Genomic DNA, 14,571 nt, shown 5'->3' on the forward strand with positions numbered 1-14,571 from the left:
CGGCTCCGCGCTTCCCTTCCCCCTTTATTAGCCCTCGATCAGTCGCCCTCGATTCCGCGTTCCGCTTATTGGTTGTCGTTGCGGATCTTGCCCTCTTCGAGCAGGAAATCGATAAAGGCGCGGACCTTGGTCGGCAGGAACTTGCGGCTGGGATAGACCACGCTGACATCGCGCTTCGGCAGTCGGTATTGCTGGAGGATGTGCGTCAACCGCCCCGCTTCGATATTCGGCCGCGCCAGATAGGCGGACAGCATCGCCACACCCATGTCGGCCAGCGCCGCCTGGTGCGCCAACTCGGCATTGCTGCACAGCAGGCCCGGGCGGATCGGCACCGTCACCTCGCCCTCCGGGCCCGACAGCGTCCATTCATGCTCAGCGGTGGGGATGCGCATCGCGATGCAGCGGTGGCTGCTAAGTTCGTGCGCTTGGCGCAGCGGCGGGTGCTGGCGCAGGTAGCCTGGCGAGGCGCACAGGATGATCTCTGCCGAGATAAGCGGGCGCGCCACCAGGTGCGAGCCCAGCCCCAGGTCGGACAACACCACGCCTACGTCGCGCCCCTCTTCGACGATATCGACGATACGGTCCGATAACAGCACGTCGAACACCACCTCGGGATACAGGGCCTGGAAACGTGCCAGCGTGGCGGGCAGCAGGTGCAGGCCGAACATCACCGGCGCCACCAGCCGCAGTGTGCCCGAGAGCGACTGGCTGCGCGCCGTCACTACCGATTCGGCCTCCTCCACATCTTCCAGGATCTGCTGGCAACGCTGCAGGTAGGTCTCCCCGGCGTCGGTCAGCGAAAGGCTGCGGGTGGTGCGGTTCAGCAACCGCGTGCCAAGGTGGCTCTCCAGGTCGGCTACGTAGCGCGTGACTACCGCATTGGACATTTCCAATTGTTGCGCTGCACGAGCAAAGCTGCCGAGTTCGACCACTTTGGAAAAGACGCGCATCGATTGCAGCCGGTCCATGACATAGTCTCCAGTCCTGCCCGCGAACTTTTACGGAAAGTGGGCTATTTATTGTCAAAACTACAACTAATCATTGTCGGGGGCGATATTTATTCATATCAGGGAAATGCCTAATATGAAGCCATCGGATGCCGCATTGCAGCGAAGGCTGCTGAGAAGACTAGGTGTCCTGCCTGTGGAAAGGATTCAATCATGAAAAGCCAACGTTTCGCCCTGATCGCCGCTGCCACCACGCTCGCAGCCGCCCTGACCGCCGCCCCCGCATTTGCCAAGGCCGGCAAGTTCGACCCGTACACCGATGGCGCCCGTGCCACCCAGACCTCGGTCTACAGCAACGGCGGCAAGGCCGGCAAGTTCGACAGCTTCACCGACGGCGCCCGTGCCGGCAAGTTCGACCCGTTCACGGACGGTGCCCGCGTTGGCAAGTTCGACCCGTACACCGACGGCGCCAAGGCCGGCAAGTTCGACGTATTTACCGACGGCGCCGCTGCCCTGTAATTCAGGCGGCCTGTCGGCGGGAACCGCATCTTATGGCGGTTCTGCCCCTTTCGGCTGATCTCCACAGGCCGACGGGGAGGGTGCGAAAGCGCCTTCTCCGTACTAACTGGAGGACACGCCCGTACCACGCCGGTACGGGCGTGTTTGCTTTCAGGGCGCCGCTTTTGCTGTGCAAGCTTACGGGTGTCGGGTGATGCATGATACCCCCGGCGAGGCTTTCGGGCCGCAGCGGCATCAGTCACGACAAAAAAAACGGGCCAGTCATGGCCCGTTCTTGTTGCCGGCATCGCAGGCCGACTGTCGGCGGGCGGGGGATGATCCCCGCCTGCGCCTGGCAGATCAGTCGTCGTGATGGTTGTGGCCACGGCCGTGCTTGCGCTTGTAGCCGCTGCGGTAGTAGCGGTCGTCGCGATAGCCACGGCCGCGTTCGTCAGCGTAGGAGTTGCTGCGCGAGACGTTGCCGCCCAGCGCCGCGCCTGCACCGCCGCCAACCGCCGCACCCAGCAGGCCGCCGGTGCGCCCGCCCATGGCGTTGCCCGCTGCCGTGCCTGCGCCACCGCCCAGCGCGCCGCCAATGATGGCGCCAGTGCGCTCGCGGCGGTTGGACGTGACCGCGCCGCCTGCGCCGCCGCCAACCGCGCCGCCGATCACCGCACCGGTCGAGCCGCCGAGCGCGCCGCCAACCGCCGCGCCGGCGACACCGCCGAGTGCGCCGCCGAGGGCATTATTCATATCGCCCGCAAACACCGGCAGCGCGGATGCCGCCAGGGCGATGGCCAGGGTGAAACTGCGAACGGGATGCCGAGACATGTTCTTCTTCCTTGGATTGAGCAACTGTGGCGCAAGTGTAGAGATGTAGCCGCGAGCTTGCTGTAACCACGTGTAAGGCCCTGTAACCGCTGCAGAAACGTAAAACGGGCCGCCAGAATTAGCGGCCCGTTCTTTAACGGCGTGAAGCGCGGAGTTGCTACGGGGTTAGGATCGATGTGCTGCTACGCACACTCACATTCCCCCTGAGCGAACCCCGCGTGCCACGTGCAGATCAGCAACATTTTCCCTGCCCCCCGCCGTAGCGGGCCTCCTGCCGTTCGCGAAAGAACGCCTCGTAGGTCATGGGCTCGCGGTCGGGGTGGGTGGCCTCCATGTGTGCCACATAGGTCTGGTAATCCGGCAAACCCACCATCAGGCGCAGGGACTGGCCCAGGTAGCGTCCCATGGTTCCAAGTTGCTCAAGCATGATGGATCTCCTGTTTCCAAATCCAATTCCAAATCCGATCCCGATATCGGGTCAGCGCTGGCCGGTGGCCAGCGCACGCACTCAATGCTGCGCCGAAGCCGAAGCCGGCATCGGTTCGAACGGCGTTTCGCGGTCGGTCGGCCGGTTTTCCGCGCGGGCTTTCATCGCGGTCTTGAAACCGTAGAACACGATCGACAGCACCACGAACATGAACAGCGCGCATAACCCGGCATCCAGGTAGTCGTTGAAGACGATGCGGTGCATCTGCTCCATCGACTTGGCCGGGGCCAGCACCTTGCCCTGGGCGATGGCGTCGCTGAACTTGGCCGCATGGGTCAGGAAGCTGACCTTGGGATCGGCGTCGAACAGCTTTTGCCAGCCGGCGGTCAGCGTGCAGATCAGCAGCCAGATGGTGGGCACCAGGGTGACCCAGGCGTACTGCCCGCGCTTCATCTTGACCAGCACGCAGGTACCGAGCACCAGCGCCACCGCGGCCAGCATCTGGTTGGAGATGCCAAACAACGGCCACAGCGTGTTGATGCCGCCAAGCGGGTCAACCACGCCCTGGTACAGGAAGTAGCCCCAGAACGACACGGTCAGCGCGGTGGCGATCAGGTTGGCCGGCAGCGAGTCGGTGCGGCGGAACGAGGGCACGAAGCTGCCCAGCAGGTCCTGCAGCATGAAGCGCCCGGCGCGGGTGCCCGCGTCCACCGCGGTCAGGATGAACAGCGCCTCGAACAGGATGGCAAAGTGGTACCAGAAGGCCATCATGGCTTGGCCGCCCACCACCTGGTGCAGGATGTGGGCAATCCCCACCGCCAGCGTCGGTGCGCCACCGGCGCGCGAGATGATGGAGTTCTCGCCAACGTCCTTGGCGGTCTGGATCAGCACATCCGGCGTGATCACGAAGCCCCAGCCCGACACTACCTGGGCCACCGATTCCGGCGAGGTGCCGATCACGGCTGCCGGGCTGTTCATGGCGAAGTACACGCCCGGCTCGATCACCGAGGCCGCGACCAGCGCCATGATGGCCACGAACGATTCGGCCAGCATCGCGCCGTAACCGATAAAGCGCATATGCGCCTCGCTCTCAAGCAGCTTGGGCGTGGTGCCCGAGGAGATCAGCGCGTGGAAGCCCGACACCGCGCCGCAGGCGATGGTGATGAAGAGGAACGGGAACAGGTTGCCCGACCACACCGGGCCGCCGCCCTTGGCGAACTGGGTGAACGCCGGCATCTTCAACTCCGGCGCCACGATCAGGATGCCGATGGCCAGCGCGATGATGGTGCCGATCTTCAGGAAAGTGGAGAGATAGTCTCGAGGAGCCAGCAGCAGCCACACCGGCAGCACGGCGGCGATAAAGCCGTAGATGATCAGCATCCACGTCAGCGCCTTGCCGTCGTAGGTAAACAGCGGCGCGAGCACGGCGCTCTCATGCACGTACTGGCCACCGATGATGGCCAGCATCAGCAGCACGAAGCCGATCACCGACACCTCGCCGATGCGGCCCGGGCGGATGTAGCGCGTGTAGATGCCCATGAAGAGGGCGATAGGAATCGTCACCCCCACCGTGAACGTGCCCCAGGGCGAGTCCGCCAGCGCCTTCACCACGATCAGCGCCAGCACCGCCAGGATGATGATCATGATCATGAAGCAGCCGAACAACGCGATCATGCCCGGCACCGTGCCCATCTCGGACTTGATCAGGTCGCCCAGCGAGCGGCCGTCGCGGCGCGTGGAGATGAAGAGCACCATGAAGTCTTGCACCGCCCCGGCAAACACCACGCCCGCCAGGATCCACAGCATGCCGGGCATATAGCCCATCTGCGCGGCCAGCACGGGACCCACCAGCGGGCCGGCGCCGGCAATCGCGGCGAAGTGGTGGCCGAACAGCACGGCCTTGTTGGTCGGCACGTAGTCCAGCCCGTCGTTATGGCGCCAGGCCGGCGTCATGCGCTTGGGGTCGAGCTGCATCACCTTCTCGGCGATGAACTTGCTGTAGTAGCGGTAGGCGATCAGATAGATACAGATCGCGGCGACCACGATCCACAAGGCACTGACAGCTTCGCCGCGAGACAGTGCAACGGTGGCAAAGGCGAAGGCGCCAAGGATGGCGACGGCCAGCCACACCAGGTGTTGCCCGATGCGATTCATGATGAGGGTCTCCTCAGTCCATATTTAAGAATGCCGGCGGCGGCAGGTGCCGGAAGCAAGGGGGGCGCGCGGGCGGCGTCCCCTGGTGGCGGCGGGCGGAGGGCTGGGTGGCGGGATGGTCCCTGCCATGTCTCCGTCGACGCCCGGTATGTCTCGCAAGATCCGGATCTGGTCGTCGCAGGCGGGCGATGCAAACAGCATAGACGCTAGCCGCACCCACTGCGCAGGACGCGGGCACAACGCCGCTTGGGCGGCGCGCGCGCGTCCGGCGTGTAGTATTGACAGCCGTCCCTGGCGGCACAAGCGCGGAACTACGCAGCGATGCTGCGTGTTACTACGTAGATCGACGCTCGCATGCGGCTTGCGCGTCATCCGTGTTTACCCCGGTCCCGATGAAACTCCGTCAGAAAATCCTGTTATTGGCCGTCGCGCCGCTCGCCGTGGCCATGTTCGGCATCGCGCTGGCCGTGCGCTACCAAGCCACCCAGCTGGCAAGCCACGAGCGCGCCCTGGTCGAGGCGGCCTACCTGCAGAGCAAGGAAACCGAGCTGCGTCACTACGTAGAACTGGCGCAAAGCGCGATCGCGCCGATGGTGCGCTCGGGCCACAACGATGCGGCCACCCGGGACGCCGCCATGCAGGCCCTGGCGCGCCTGGACTACGGCCCCGACGGTTATTTCTTCCTCTACGACCTGCAAGGCCGCAATCTGATGCACCCGCGCCAGCCCGAGCTGGTCGGACAGGATTTGTGGAGCCTGCGGGACCCGCAGGGCGCGCTCACCATCCAGAAGCTGATCGCCGCGGCCCGCTCCGGCGGTGGATCGGTGCGCTATATGTGGAGAAAGCCCTCCTCGCAGCAACTGGCCCCCAAGCTGGGTTACGTGGTCGCCGTGCCGGAGTGGAACTGGATGCTGGGCACCGGCATCTATCTCGACGACGTGGAGCGCACCCTGCGCCAGCTCGATGCGCGGGCGGAGACCGATATCCGCGAGACCATGGCGTGGATCGGCGTGATTGCCGCGATCAGCATCCTGCTGGTGGCTGCCAGCGGCCTGGCGCTCAATGTGAGCGAGCACCGCGAGGCCGACGCCAAACTGCGGCAGCTGGCGCAGCGCGTGGTGCAGTCGCAGGAAGAGGAACGCGCGCGGCTGTCGCGCGAGCTGCACGATGGCATCAGCCAGTTGCTGGTGTCGGTCAAGCTGCTGCTGGAGACGGCCGCCAACCGCCTGCGCATGGCCCCGGAACAAGGCCAGTCGGTGGCGCCCGTGCTCGGCACGGCGCTGGTCCGCCTGGATACGGTCTTCAATGAGGTGCGCCGGGTGGCGCGCAACCTGCGGCCTGCCCTGCTTGATGACCTTGGCCTGTTCGCCGCGCTGGAGCACCTGGCACGCGAGATGCAAGAAGGCAGCGGGCTGCAGATTTCCGTGTCGCACACGGGCAAGCCGCGCGAACTCGCTGACGAGCAGGCCACAGCCCTCTATCGCATCGCCCAGGAAGCGCTGACCAATGTGGAGCGGCATGCGCATGCGCGCCACGTCACGCTGGTGCTGGCGTTCGATGCCAACGCTACCCGGCTGACCGTGCAGGATGACGGCGCCGGCTTCGACGTGGCGCGCATGCAGCTCGATCCGAAGCGCGGCATCGGCCTGCGCAACCTGCGCGAGCGCATCGCCGCGCTGGGCGGCGAGTTCGATATCGTCTCCGGGCCGGGCTCGACCCGGCTGAGCGCGGCGGTGCCGGTGGTGCCGCAGCAGCCGGCCACACGCCACAACCCGGATTCGCCGGATTGGCCGGATTCGCCAGATTTACAAGGAAACCCCCACTCATGACCCCAGCCCCCGCCCGCGTCCTGTTGATCGACGACCATGCGCTGGTGCGCGACGGCATGCGCATGCGCCTTAGCCTGCAGCCCGAGCTTGCGGTGGTGGGCGAAGCCGACGACGGCGAGGCCGCGCTGGCCTGGCTGGCGCGGGCCAGCGCCGAGCACATGCCTGAACTGGTCATCACCGACATCGGCATGCGAGGCATGGGCGGCATCGCCCTGGCCGCCGCGCTGCATGAGGACTATCCGGAGCTGGCCGTGCTGATCGTGTCGATGCACGACAACCTCGAATATGTGCGCCAGGCGATCCGCGCCGGCGCGCGCGGCTATGTGCTCAAGGATGCGCCCGCCGACGAGCTGATGGCCGCGATTGCCGCGGTGCTGGCCGGCCGCGTCTTCTACAGCGCCCGCATTGCCCGCAGCATGGCCGAGCAAACCCCGGCCGCCGGGCCGCTCGATGCGCTCACCCCGCGCGAGCGCGATATCTTCAACTGTATCGGCCGCGGCCAGGCCAACAAGGACATTGCCGCCGCGCTGGGGGTGTCGGTGCGCACCATCGAGACCCACCGGCTCAACCTGCGGCGCAAGCTGGGCATCGAAGGCCGCGCGGAGCTGGTGAAGTTCGCCGTGGAGCAAGGGAGCACGGAGGGCGGCCCTGCCGGGTCCCAATGAAAAAAGCCCACTCCCGGTGACGGAGTGGGCTTTGGAGATGCTTGGCTTCGCTTCAAGTGGCTCCTAGCTAAGCCACCCCTCACCCCGGCCCTCTCCCCCTGAGGGGAGAGGGAGAGACAGCCGTCGTCGTGGCGCCTGGCTTTGGCCTGTTCGACGGCTTCGGCTGATGCACCACGTTTGTCTGCGAGACCGGGGCCGCCTGTTATTTAGGCAGCCAGGCGCTTGGCCAGCGCGGCCTTGGCATCCACCAGGGCTTGCGGCAGGTTGTGCTTGAGTTGCGTGAACAGCTCCTCATGCAGCGCCAGTTCCTTCTGCCAGGCGGCGTGGTCGATCGAGGTGACCTGCTCGAATTGCTGCTTGGTGAAATCCAGGCCTTCCCAGTTCAGGTCCTCGAAGCTGGGCGAGGTGCCGAACACGTGGTCGGCGCCCTTGCCACGGCCTTCGACGCGGTCGATCATCCACGACAGCACGCGCATGTTCTCGCCAAAGCCCGGCCACACGAAGTTCCCGGCCTCATCCTTGCGGAACCAGTTGACGCAGTAGATGCCCGGCAGCTTGGCGCCGGAAGCTTCCAGCTTCTTGCCCAGCGCCAGCCAGTGGCCAAAGTAGTCGCTCATGTTGTAGCCGCAGAACGGCAGCATGGCGAACGGGTCGCGGCGCACCACGCCTTGCTGGCCAGCGGCGGCGGCGGTGGTTTCCGAGCCCATGGTGGCGGCCATGTAGACGCCTTCGGTCCAGTTGCGCGCCTCGGTCACCAGCGGCACGGTGGTGGAGCGGCGGCCGCCGAAGATGAACGCATCGATGGCGACGCCGGCCGGGTTGTCCCAGTTGTCGTCGATCGACGGGCACTGCACGGCCGGGGCGGTGAAGCGGGCGTTCGGGTGAGCAGCCTTGGCGCCGGTTTCCTTGGCGATGGCCGGGGTCCAGTCCTTGCCCTGCCAGTCGATCAGGTGCGCCGGGGCTTCCTTGCTCATGCCTTCCCACCACACGTCGCCGTCATCGGTCAGCGCCACGTTGGTGAAGATGACGTTTTCCTTCAGGGTAGCCATCGCGTTGAAGTTGGTCTTCTCGCTGGTGCCCGGGGCCACGCCGAAGTAGCCGGCTTCCGGGTTGATGGCGTACAGGCGGCCGTCCTGGCCCGGCTTGATCCAGGCGATGTCGTCGCCGATGGTGGTGACCTTCCAGCCTTCGAAGCCCTTGGGCGGGATCAGCATGGCGAAGTTGGTCTTGCCGCAGGCCGACGGGAACGCGGCGGCCACGTGGTACTTCTTGCCTTCCGGCGAGGTCACGCCCAGGATCAGCATGTGCTCGGCCAGCCAGCCCTCATCGCGGCCCATGGTGGAAGCAATGCGCAGCGCGAAGCACTTCTTGCCAAGCAGGGCATTGCCGCCGTAGCCCGAGCCGTACGACCAGATTTCGCGCGTTTCCGGGAAATGGACGATGTACTTGGTCGGGTTGCACGGCCAGGCCACGTCTTTCTCGCCGGCAGCCAGCGGCTTACCCACGGTGTGCACGCACGGCACGAACTCGCCATCGGTGCCCAGCACGTCGAACACGGCGCGGCCCATGCGGGTCATGATGCGCATATTGACGGCAACGTACGGCGAATCCGACAGTTCCACGCCGATGTGGGCGATCGGCGAGCCCAGCGGGCCCATGGAGAACGGCACCACGTACAGCGTGCGGCCGCGCATGCAGCCATCGAACAGGCCGGACAGCGTCTGGCGCATTTCAGCCGGGGCGGTCCAGTTGTTGGTGGCGCCGGCGTCTTCCTTCTTCTGCGAGCAGATGAAGGTGCGGTCTTCCACACGCGCCACGTCGGACGGATCGGACAGCGCCAGGAACGAGTTCTTGCGCTTGGCCGGGTTCAGGCGCTTCATGGTGCCGGCGGCGACCATCTGCTCGCACAGGCGGTCGTACTCTTCCTGCGAGCCGTCGCACCAGTAGATATTGTCGGGTTTGGCGAGGGCCGCGAACTCGGCCACCCAGGCGACCAGCTTCTGGTGCTTGACCCAGGCCGGTACGTTGAGTGCGGGCGTGCCCTGCATGGTGGGGTGGTTCATACTGCTACTCCAAAGCGTAAAGGAAATCTTGCAAAGCCAGGCCCGTTGCCGCGGTCGGGAGACGGCTGGCAGCGCCCCACGACCTGGGCAGACCGCGGCCATTCGCCGCGGGTTCCGCACCGGGCCGCGTAGGGCGGCTCTGACCAGGATCGTCACATCCCGTTACAACTGCGCAGCGACCGGAACTGCGCAAAAGGTCGCGACAGGCCCCGCGGCTGCGCTACAGTGGCGCTTCGCCTGTGGCGGGGCCGCGCAGGCTTTGTCCGGCACGGCCCGGGTGTCGGGAGCAAGGCTCGACCGACAATCTGGGGCGGCACCGGAACCGGCAAGGATACCACCGCCGCGCGCCGCTGTTTTTTGCTCCGCAGCAATGTTTGTGCGCGATTCCGGGCCATGCCGTATTGTCTCGTTTGCCTGTGCGTCGGCTCACTTTCGCGTCGCGCGGGATTGTTCCCGCCGCGTGCCGCACTCGGTGCGGTGTCGGGCGGCAGATGCTAAAACTATAACGTTGATGGGTGCGCCGCAATGTGGGTGTGCGCACCTTGCGATAGCCAAAATAGAGTTTCCGATGAAGATTGCCGTACTCGACGATTATCAGGATGCCGTTCGCAAGCTGTCGTGCTTCAGCCTGCTCGATGGCCACGACGTCAAGGTGTTCAACAACACTGTCAAGGGCGTTGGCCAGCTGGCGGCACGCCTGTCCGACGTGGAAGCCGTGGTGCTTATCCGCGAACGGTCGCGCATCACCCGGCAACTGCTGGAAAAACTCCCCAAACTCAAGATCATCAGCCAGACCGGGCGCGTTGGCGGCCATGTGGACGTCGAGGCTTGTACGGAGCGCGGCGTGGCGGTGCTGGAAGGCGCGGGCTCGCCCGTGGCCCCGGCGGAGCTCACCTGGGCCCTGATCATGGCGGCCCAGCGTCGCATTCCCCAGTACGTGGCCAGCCTCAAGCATGGCGCGTGGCAGCAGTCCGGGCTCAAGTCCACCACCATGCCGCCCAACTTCGGCCTGGGCCAGGTGCTGCGCGGGCAGACGCTCGGGATCTGGGGCTACGGCAAGATCGGCAAGCTGCTGGCGGGCTACGGCCGCGCCTTCGGCATGCATGTGCTGGTATGGGGACGCGAGAACTCGCAGAAAGCCGCGCGCGAGGACGGCCTGGCCGTGGCCGAGTCGCAGGAGCAATTGTTTACCGACAGCGATGTGCTGTCGCTGCACCTGCGCCTGAATGACGAGACCCGCGGGCTGGTCAAGCTGGCCGACTTCTCCCGCATGAAGCCCACCGCGCTGTTCGTCAACACCAGCCGCGCCGAGCTGGTCGAGGAAAACGCCCTGCTGGCCGCGCTCAACCGCGGCCGCCCCGGCATGGCGGCGGTCGATGTGTTCGAGTCCGAACCCATCCTGCAGGGCCACGCCCTGCTGCGCATGGAAAACTGCATCTGCACGCCGCACCTGGGCTATGTTGAACGCGAAAGCTATGAACTGTACTTCCGCATCGCCTTCCAGAACATCCTCGATGTGCTGAGCGGCAAGCATGACAGCATCGCCAATCCCAAGGCGCTGACCCCAGCGCTGTCACGCTAGGTGCCAGATGCGGGTGAACAACTCGCCGGGCCTTGCCCGGGTTAGTGGCTGGCGGATGGCTCAAGCTCCACCGGGCACAACTGGTAAGGCCGTGCGTCCGCGCCGACGAAGGCATCATAGGTGCGGCAGCCTTCGGCCTGGAGCACCAGACCATAGCGCAGCAGCCCGGGGATCTGGAGCTCCACTTCCGCCCGATTCTCGGCGGCAAGGTCGCTCAGGTCTTGCGGCAGGGGTGCCAGAGTGCAGTTGGCGCCGCTTGTTCCCGGCCGAGGTGCGGCCAGTTGCGCATGGATGCGTAGCCGGCCAAGTACCGAGCCCAGCATCTTGCAGATGCCGCCATTGGCCGACACCCCGACTCCCGCCAGCGAATCATTCATCCGCACCACACTCTGTGCACGCCAGTTCACATTAGCGGGCAACAATGCGTAGGCCTGGCCCGGCCGTTGTGCCAGCATAGCTTGCACGCGCCCGACATAGGCCGGGCCTTCCGGAAAGTTGGAGTTGAGCGCCGCAAAAGTCACTGCGGCCGGAAATTGCGTTGCCAGCCATCCTTGGGCTACGGCCCCGCCAGTTAGGAAGACGGTGGTATTGGTGTCTAGCGGCACGTCCGGGAGCGTGATTCTGAATGCCTGTCGTGCCCAGGATTCGTGGCCCCAGGTTTTCATGCCAGTCAGTGCAGCAAGCGCCACTACAGCGAGCGCGATGGCACCCGTGCGCCCGGCTGCACGCGCTGGCAGCAGCCGTCGTACCACCAGCCAGACGGCGAGGGGTGCAAGCAACTCCATGGCGACGCAATAGCGGTAGATGCTGAACAACATCAGCCAGGTCAGGAATGCCACCGCCACGAACACCAGCACCAGGCGCGCTTGCGGCGCGAGCGGTGGCCGGTCAGCGCTGGCCGCGCCTGACGGCTTGCCGCGCCATGCCCGCCAGCCTGCGCGCACAGCCCAGCAGCAGACCAGCGCATACAACAGCGGCCACACGAACGGCCGCGTCGGCACCTCGCCCACCCGCTTGGCATCGGCGACGATGACGAAGGGAAACGTCACGGCTTCCATCAGGCTGCGCGGCAGCCACCGCGTGTCCGCCACCGAGATCGGCGCCGCCAGCGCGTTGTGGAAGAACGCATTGAACTGCGGAAAGAGCGGATTGGCGAAGGTCGACCACATCAGGGCGAACCAGTATCCCGAGGTCAGGGCGATTCCCGCCAGTACACCCAGCCCGAACATCCAGGCCAGCCCGAGCCTGCGCTGCCAGCGCAGTGGCAGGCTCAGCATGGCGGTGCAAAGCGCCACCGCGTAGATGGCATTGGTCAGCTTCAACCCCGTGGCCGCGCCCACCAGCACGCCGGCTGCCGCGGCCAGCGCCCAGGCGGCATGGCCACGTCCCAGCCTCTCCCAACCGTGTAGCAGCACGGACAGGCCCGCCAATACGAGCAGTGCCGTGGCATTGTCGCCCATGGTGTTGCCCAGTTCCGACAGATAGCCTGGTCCCAGGCAGCCCACCAGCGCAAGCAACAAGGCCACTGCGCTGCCGTGCAGCGCTTGTTCCGCGTCTGCCCTGGCCGGCACCAGTATCCGCCGGGCAATGCCAAACACCAGCGCGAAGGCCAGCCCGTGCAGCACACCCATCGCAAACCCCGCTAAGGGCGCTGGCCAGTACCGCGTCATCAGCCAGTACGGGATATCCAGCAGGGGGTTGAAGTAGCTCTGCATTTGCGCTGGCGCCAGGTCGGTGCCGATGCGGCCTTCCAGCAATGCGTACGGGTTGTACAGATGATAGTTGAGCAAGTCCCAGTTGCGATCCTGGCCCAGAGCAAGAGAGAACAGGCCGAAGGCGAGCGGTACCAGGATGCACGCCAGCAACGGGGCGCGCGGCTGCTGCAGCTGCACGAAGGTCCGGGACACGAGCGCAGCTAGGCGGGGGAAGACGGGCATGGTTGAAAGGGTGGGCCGCTGCGCCAAGGGCAGCAGGGATTCAGGACTTCTTGCGGAATACCCAGTACTTTGCGGACAAGAAGTTGAAAACCAGGCCGCAACCTGTGCCGAAGACAACCGCCAGCAACGGCGCCCAGGTGGTGGCGGGCAGGCGCGGGATCGCGACGCTGTAGGCAGCCAGGTTGATGGCGCCGCCAGCCGACATTGCCACCAGATAGCGCCACCACTCGTGCCAAGCCGATTCTCCTGGCCGCGTTGGGAACGTAAGGCGGCGATTGATGCGCCAGGTGACGAAGACCGCAACCAGGAAGGAGAGCAGGCGCCCCAGATAGTGGCCGGCGCCCAGCGCCAACGCGCCGTAAAGCACGACGCTGTCGACGACGAACCCGGTTGCCCCCGCCAGGGCGAACGTGAGCAGTTGCTTGCGGATCACGGTGCGGCAACGGGCTCGTTGGATGGCATGGCTGGTGCCTGCGTGGCGGTGGCCGGGGGCGCAAGCGGTGCGGGCAGGCTCAGGTAGGCGAGCCGTTTCATCTCCAGACGGCCATGCGTGACCGTGTCGAGCACGATGCCGCAAGTGAGCAGGATGATACCCAGCAGGACCAGAGCCACGCATACCAGCGCGGTTGGCAGGCGCGGCACCAGGCCAGTGCTCAGGTAGGTTTCAAAGAGCGGCACCGCCAGGATCACCGACAGCAGTGAGCAACCCATGAAGCCGGCGGAGAAGAATGCCAGCGGCTTCTCCGACTTGAACAGGCGCAGGATGGTCATCAGGATGCGCCAGCCATCCCGATAGGTATTGAGTTTGCTCTCCGAGCCGGTCGGGCGCGAATAGTAGATGGTGTCCTGTTCGGCCACGGGCATGCGCTGTTCCAGCGCATGCACGGCCAGTTCCGTCTCGATCTCGAAGCCCGACGAGTGCGCCGGGAACGACTTCGCATAGCGGCGCGAGAATATGCGGTAGCCCGACAGCATGTCCGTGAAGGTGCGGCCAAACAGGGCAGCGGCAAAGCTGGTCAACAGCACATTGCCAAAGCGGTGGCCGAAGCGATAGGCCGCCTGCTCTTCGCTGACGCGCGCGCCCACCACCATGTCCAGGCCCTCGGCGCACAGCCGACGGACCAGTTCCGGGGCGACGCTGGCGTCGTAGGTGCCATCGCCGTCCACCATGACATAGACGTCGGCATCGACATCGGCAAACATCCGCCGTACGACGTTGCCCTTGCCCTGCAGGGGTACAGAGCGCACAACCGCGCCAGCGGCACGTGCCTGGGCGATCGTCTCGTCGCTGGAGTTGTTGTCAAAGACGTACAACACGGCATCCGGCAGGTGTTTGCGGAAGGATTGCACAACGCCGGCAATGGTCGCTGCTTCGTTGTAGCAGGGGATGATGACCGCCACGCGGGACGGATTGAGTTTGGGCATACAGGGTGGGGAATTGCAGCGGAAAGCGCCGGAGCGGCCGACGTGCCGGGCGCTCGGGAAAGCCGATACGCTACCGACTGGCGCGGGATTAATCAAGTCGGATACCCGGCCCCCGGTCGGTCCGCCTTGTCTCGCCTGAGTGCGCTACGCTCAACGCGAACCGGGCAAAACCGCTACACTCGGACTTCCCGCGCGGCCTCTGGCCGCGTTTTT

Annotated in this window: 12 protein-coding genes; 4 read left to right on the top strand and 8 right to left on the bottom strand. The window is 65.6% G+C overall.

What is annotated here, in order from left to right; translation table 11 throughout:
• Window positions 1–65 precede the first annotated feature (65 nt).
• Entirely contained in the window at window positions 66–968 is a 903-nt protein-coding gene (locus A9975_RS30375) for a LysR family transcriptional regulator (protein WP_183035996.1), read from the bottom strand.
• 192 nt (window positions 969–1,160) lie between these two features.
• Here A9975_RS30375 and A9975_RS30380 point away from each other — a divergent pair, with 192 nt between their 5' ends.
• A complete protein-coding gene (locus A9975_RS30380; protein WP_150987611.1) occupies window positions 1,161–1,466 on the top strand; it encodes a hypothetical protein in 306 nt (101 codons plus the stop codon).
• Window positions 1,467–1,805: 339 nt separating this feature from the next.
• On the opposite strand, the gene A9975_RS30385 is transcribed toward A9975_RS30380, so the two are convergent.
• The 3 genes from A9975_RS30385 to A9975_RS30395 all read right to left on the bottom strand — a co-directional run bounded on the left by A9975_RS30385 (window position 1,806) and on the right by A9975_RS30395 (window position 4,857).
• Entirely contained in the window at window positions 1,806–2,276 is a 471-nt protein-coding gene (locus A9975_RS30385; RefSeq protein ID WP_174424369.1) for a hypothetical protein, read from the bottom strand.
• 232 nt (window positions 2,277–2,508) lie between these two features.
• Complete coding sequence (locus tag A9975_RS30390; protein ID WP_006162283.1) at window positions 2,509–2,703, bottom strand: YbdD/YjiX family protein; 195 nt, start codon at window positions 2,701–2,703, stop codon at window positions 2,509–2,511.
• Window positions 2,704–2,784: 81 nt separating this feature from the next.
• Window positions 2,785–4,857: a carbon starvation CstA family protein gene (locus A9975_RS30395; RefSeq protein ID WP_183035997.1), complete on the bottom strand. Its 2,073-nt coding sequence runs from the start codon at window positions 4,855–4,857 to the stop codon at window positions 2,785–2,787.
• A gap of 392 nt (window positions 4,858–5,249) precedes the next feature.
• Here A9975_RS30395 and A9975_RS30400 point away from each other — a divergent pair, with 392 nt between their 5' ends.
• Together A9975_RS30400 and A9975_RS30405 are read left to right on the top strand one after the other, a co-directional pair.
• The gene (locus tag A9975_RS30400) at window positions 5,250–6,686 is read left to right on the top strand and encodes a cache domain-containing protein (RefSeq protein WP_183035998.1); all 1,437 of its coding nucleotides are present in this window, start codon (window positions 5,250–5,252) and stop codon (window positions 6,684–6,686) included.
• Window positions 6,683–7,351, top strand: coding sequence for a response regulator transcription factor (locus A9975_RS30405; protein ID WP_174424372.1), 669 nt, complete (start codon window positions 6,683–6,685; stop codon window positions 7,349–7,351). Before A9975_RS30400 ends, A9975_RS30405 begins: the two co-directional genes overlap by 4 nt.
• A 206-nt stretch (window positions 7,352–7,557) precedes the next feature.
• On the opposite strand, the gene A9975_RS30410 is transcribed toward A9975_RS30405, so the two are convergent.
• A complete protein-coding gene (locus tag A9975_RS30410; RefSeq protein WP_183035999.1) occupies window positions 7,558–9,414 on the bottom strand; it encodes a phosphoenolpyruvate carboxykinase (GTP) in 1,857 nt (618 codons plus the stop codon).
• Window positions 9,415–9,982: 568 nt separating this feature from the next.
• On the opposite strand from A9975_RS30410, the gene A9975_RS30415 reads away from it, so the two are divergent.
• Window positions 9,983–10,996: a D-2-hydroxyacid dehydrogenase family protein gene (locus A9975_RS30415; RefSeq protein WP_183036000.1), complete on the top strand. Its 1,014-nt coding sequence runs from the start codon at window positions 9,983–9,985 to the stop codon at window positions 10,994–10,996.
• 41 nt (window positions 10,997–11,037) lie between these two features.
• Here A9975_RS30415 and A9975_RS30420 read toward each other — a convergent pair whose 3' ends face one another.
• The 3 genes from A9975_RS30420 to A9975_RS30430 form a co-directional block, all read right to left on the bottom strand.
• Window positions 11,038–12,903: a glycosyltransferase 87 family protein gene (locus tag A9975_RS30420; protein WP_183036001.1), complete on the bottom strand. Its 1,866-nt coding sequence runs from the start codon at window positions 12,901–12,903 to the stop codon at window positions 11,038–11,040.
• Window positions 12,904–12,973: 70 nt separating this feature from the next.
• Entirely contained in the window at window positions 12,974–13,366 is a 393-nt protein-coding gene (locus A9975_RS30425; protein WP_253929371.1) for a GtrA family protein, read from the bottom strand.
• Entirely contained in the window at window positions 13,363–14,358 is a 996-nt protein-coding gene (locus A9975_RS30430; RefSeq protein ID WP_183036002.1) for a glycosyltransferase, read from the bottom strand. The genes A9975_RS30425 and A9975_RS30430 overlap by 4 nt, the downstream gene beginning before the upstream one ends.
• Between the last annotated feature and the right edge of the window lie 213 nt (window positions 14,359–14,571).

Source organism: Cupriavidus sp. UME77 (assembly GCF_014170355.1).
GTDB classification, from domain to species: domain Bacteria; phylum Pseudomonadota; class Gammaproteobacteria; order Burkholderiales; family Burkholderiaceae; genus Cupriavidus; species Cupriavidus basilensis.

Coding starts and splice junctions, on each gene's coding strand:
- A9975_RS30410 (WP_183035999.1), bottom strand. CDS start 9,414: ATGAACCACCCCACCATGCAGGGCACGCCCGCACTCAACGTACCGGCC.
- A9975_RS30405 (WP_174424372.1), top strand. CDS start 6,683: ATGACCCCAGCCCCCGCCCGCGTCCTGTTGATCGACGACCATGCGCTG.
- A9975_RS30400 (WP_183035998.1), top strand. CDS start 5,250: ATGAAACTCCGTCAGAAAATCCTGTTATTGGCCGTCGCGCCGCTCGCC.
- A9975_RS30385 (WP_174424369.1), bottom strand. CDS start 2,276: ATGTCTCGGCATCCCGTTCGCAGTTTCACCCTGGCCATCGCCCTGGCG.
- A9975_RS30415 (WP_183036000.1), top strand. CDS start 9,983: ATGAAGATTGCCGTACTCGACGATTATCAGGATGCCGTTCGCAAGCTG.
- A9975_RS30430 (WP_183036002.1), bottom strand. CDS start 14,358: ATGCCCAAACTCAATCCGTCCCGCGTGGCGGTCATCATCCCCTGCTAC.
- A9975_RS30380 (WP_150987611.1), top strand. CDS start 1,161: ATGAAAAGCCAACGTTTCGCCCTGATCGCCGCTGCCACCACGCTCGCA.
- A9975_RS30395 (WP_183035997.1), bottom strand. CDS start 4,857: ATGAATCGCATCGGGCAACACCTGGTGTGGCTGGCCGTCGCCATCCTT.
- A9975_RS30375 (WP_183035996.1), bottom strand. CDS start 968: ATGGACCGGCTGCAATCGATGCGCGTCTTTTCCAAAGTGGTCGAACTC.
- A9975_RS30390 (WP_006162283.1), bottom strand. CDS start 2,703: ATGCTTGAGCAACTTGGAACCATGGGACGCTACCTGGGCCAGTCCCTG.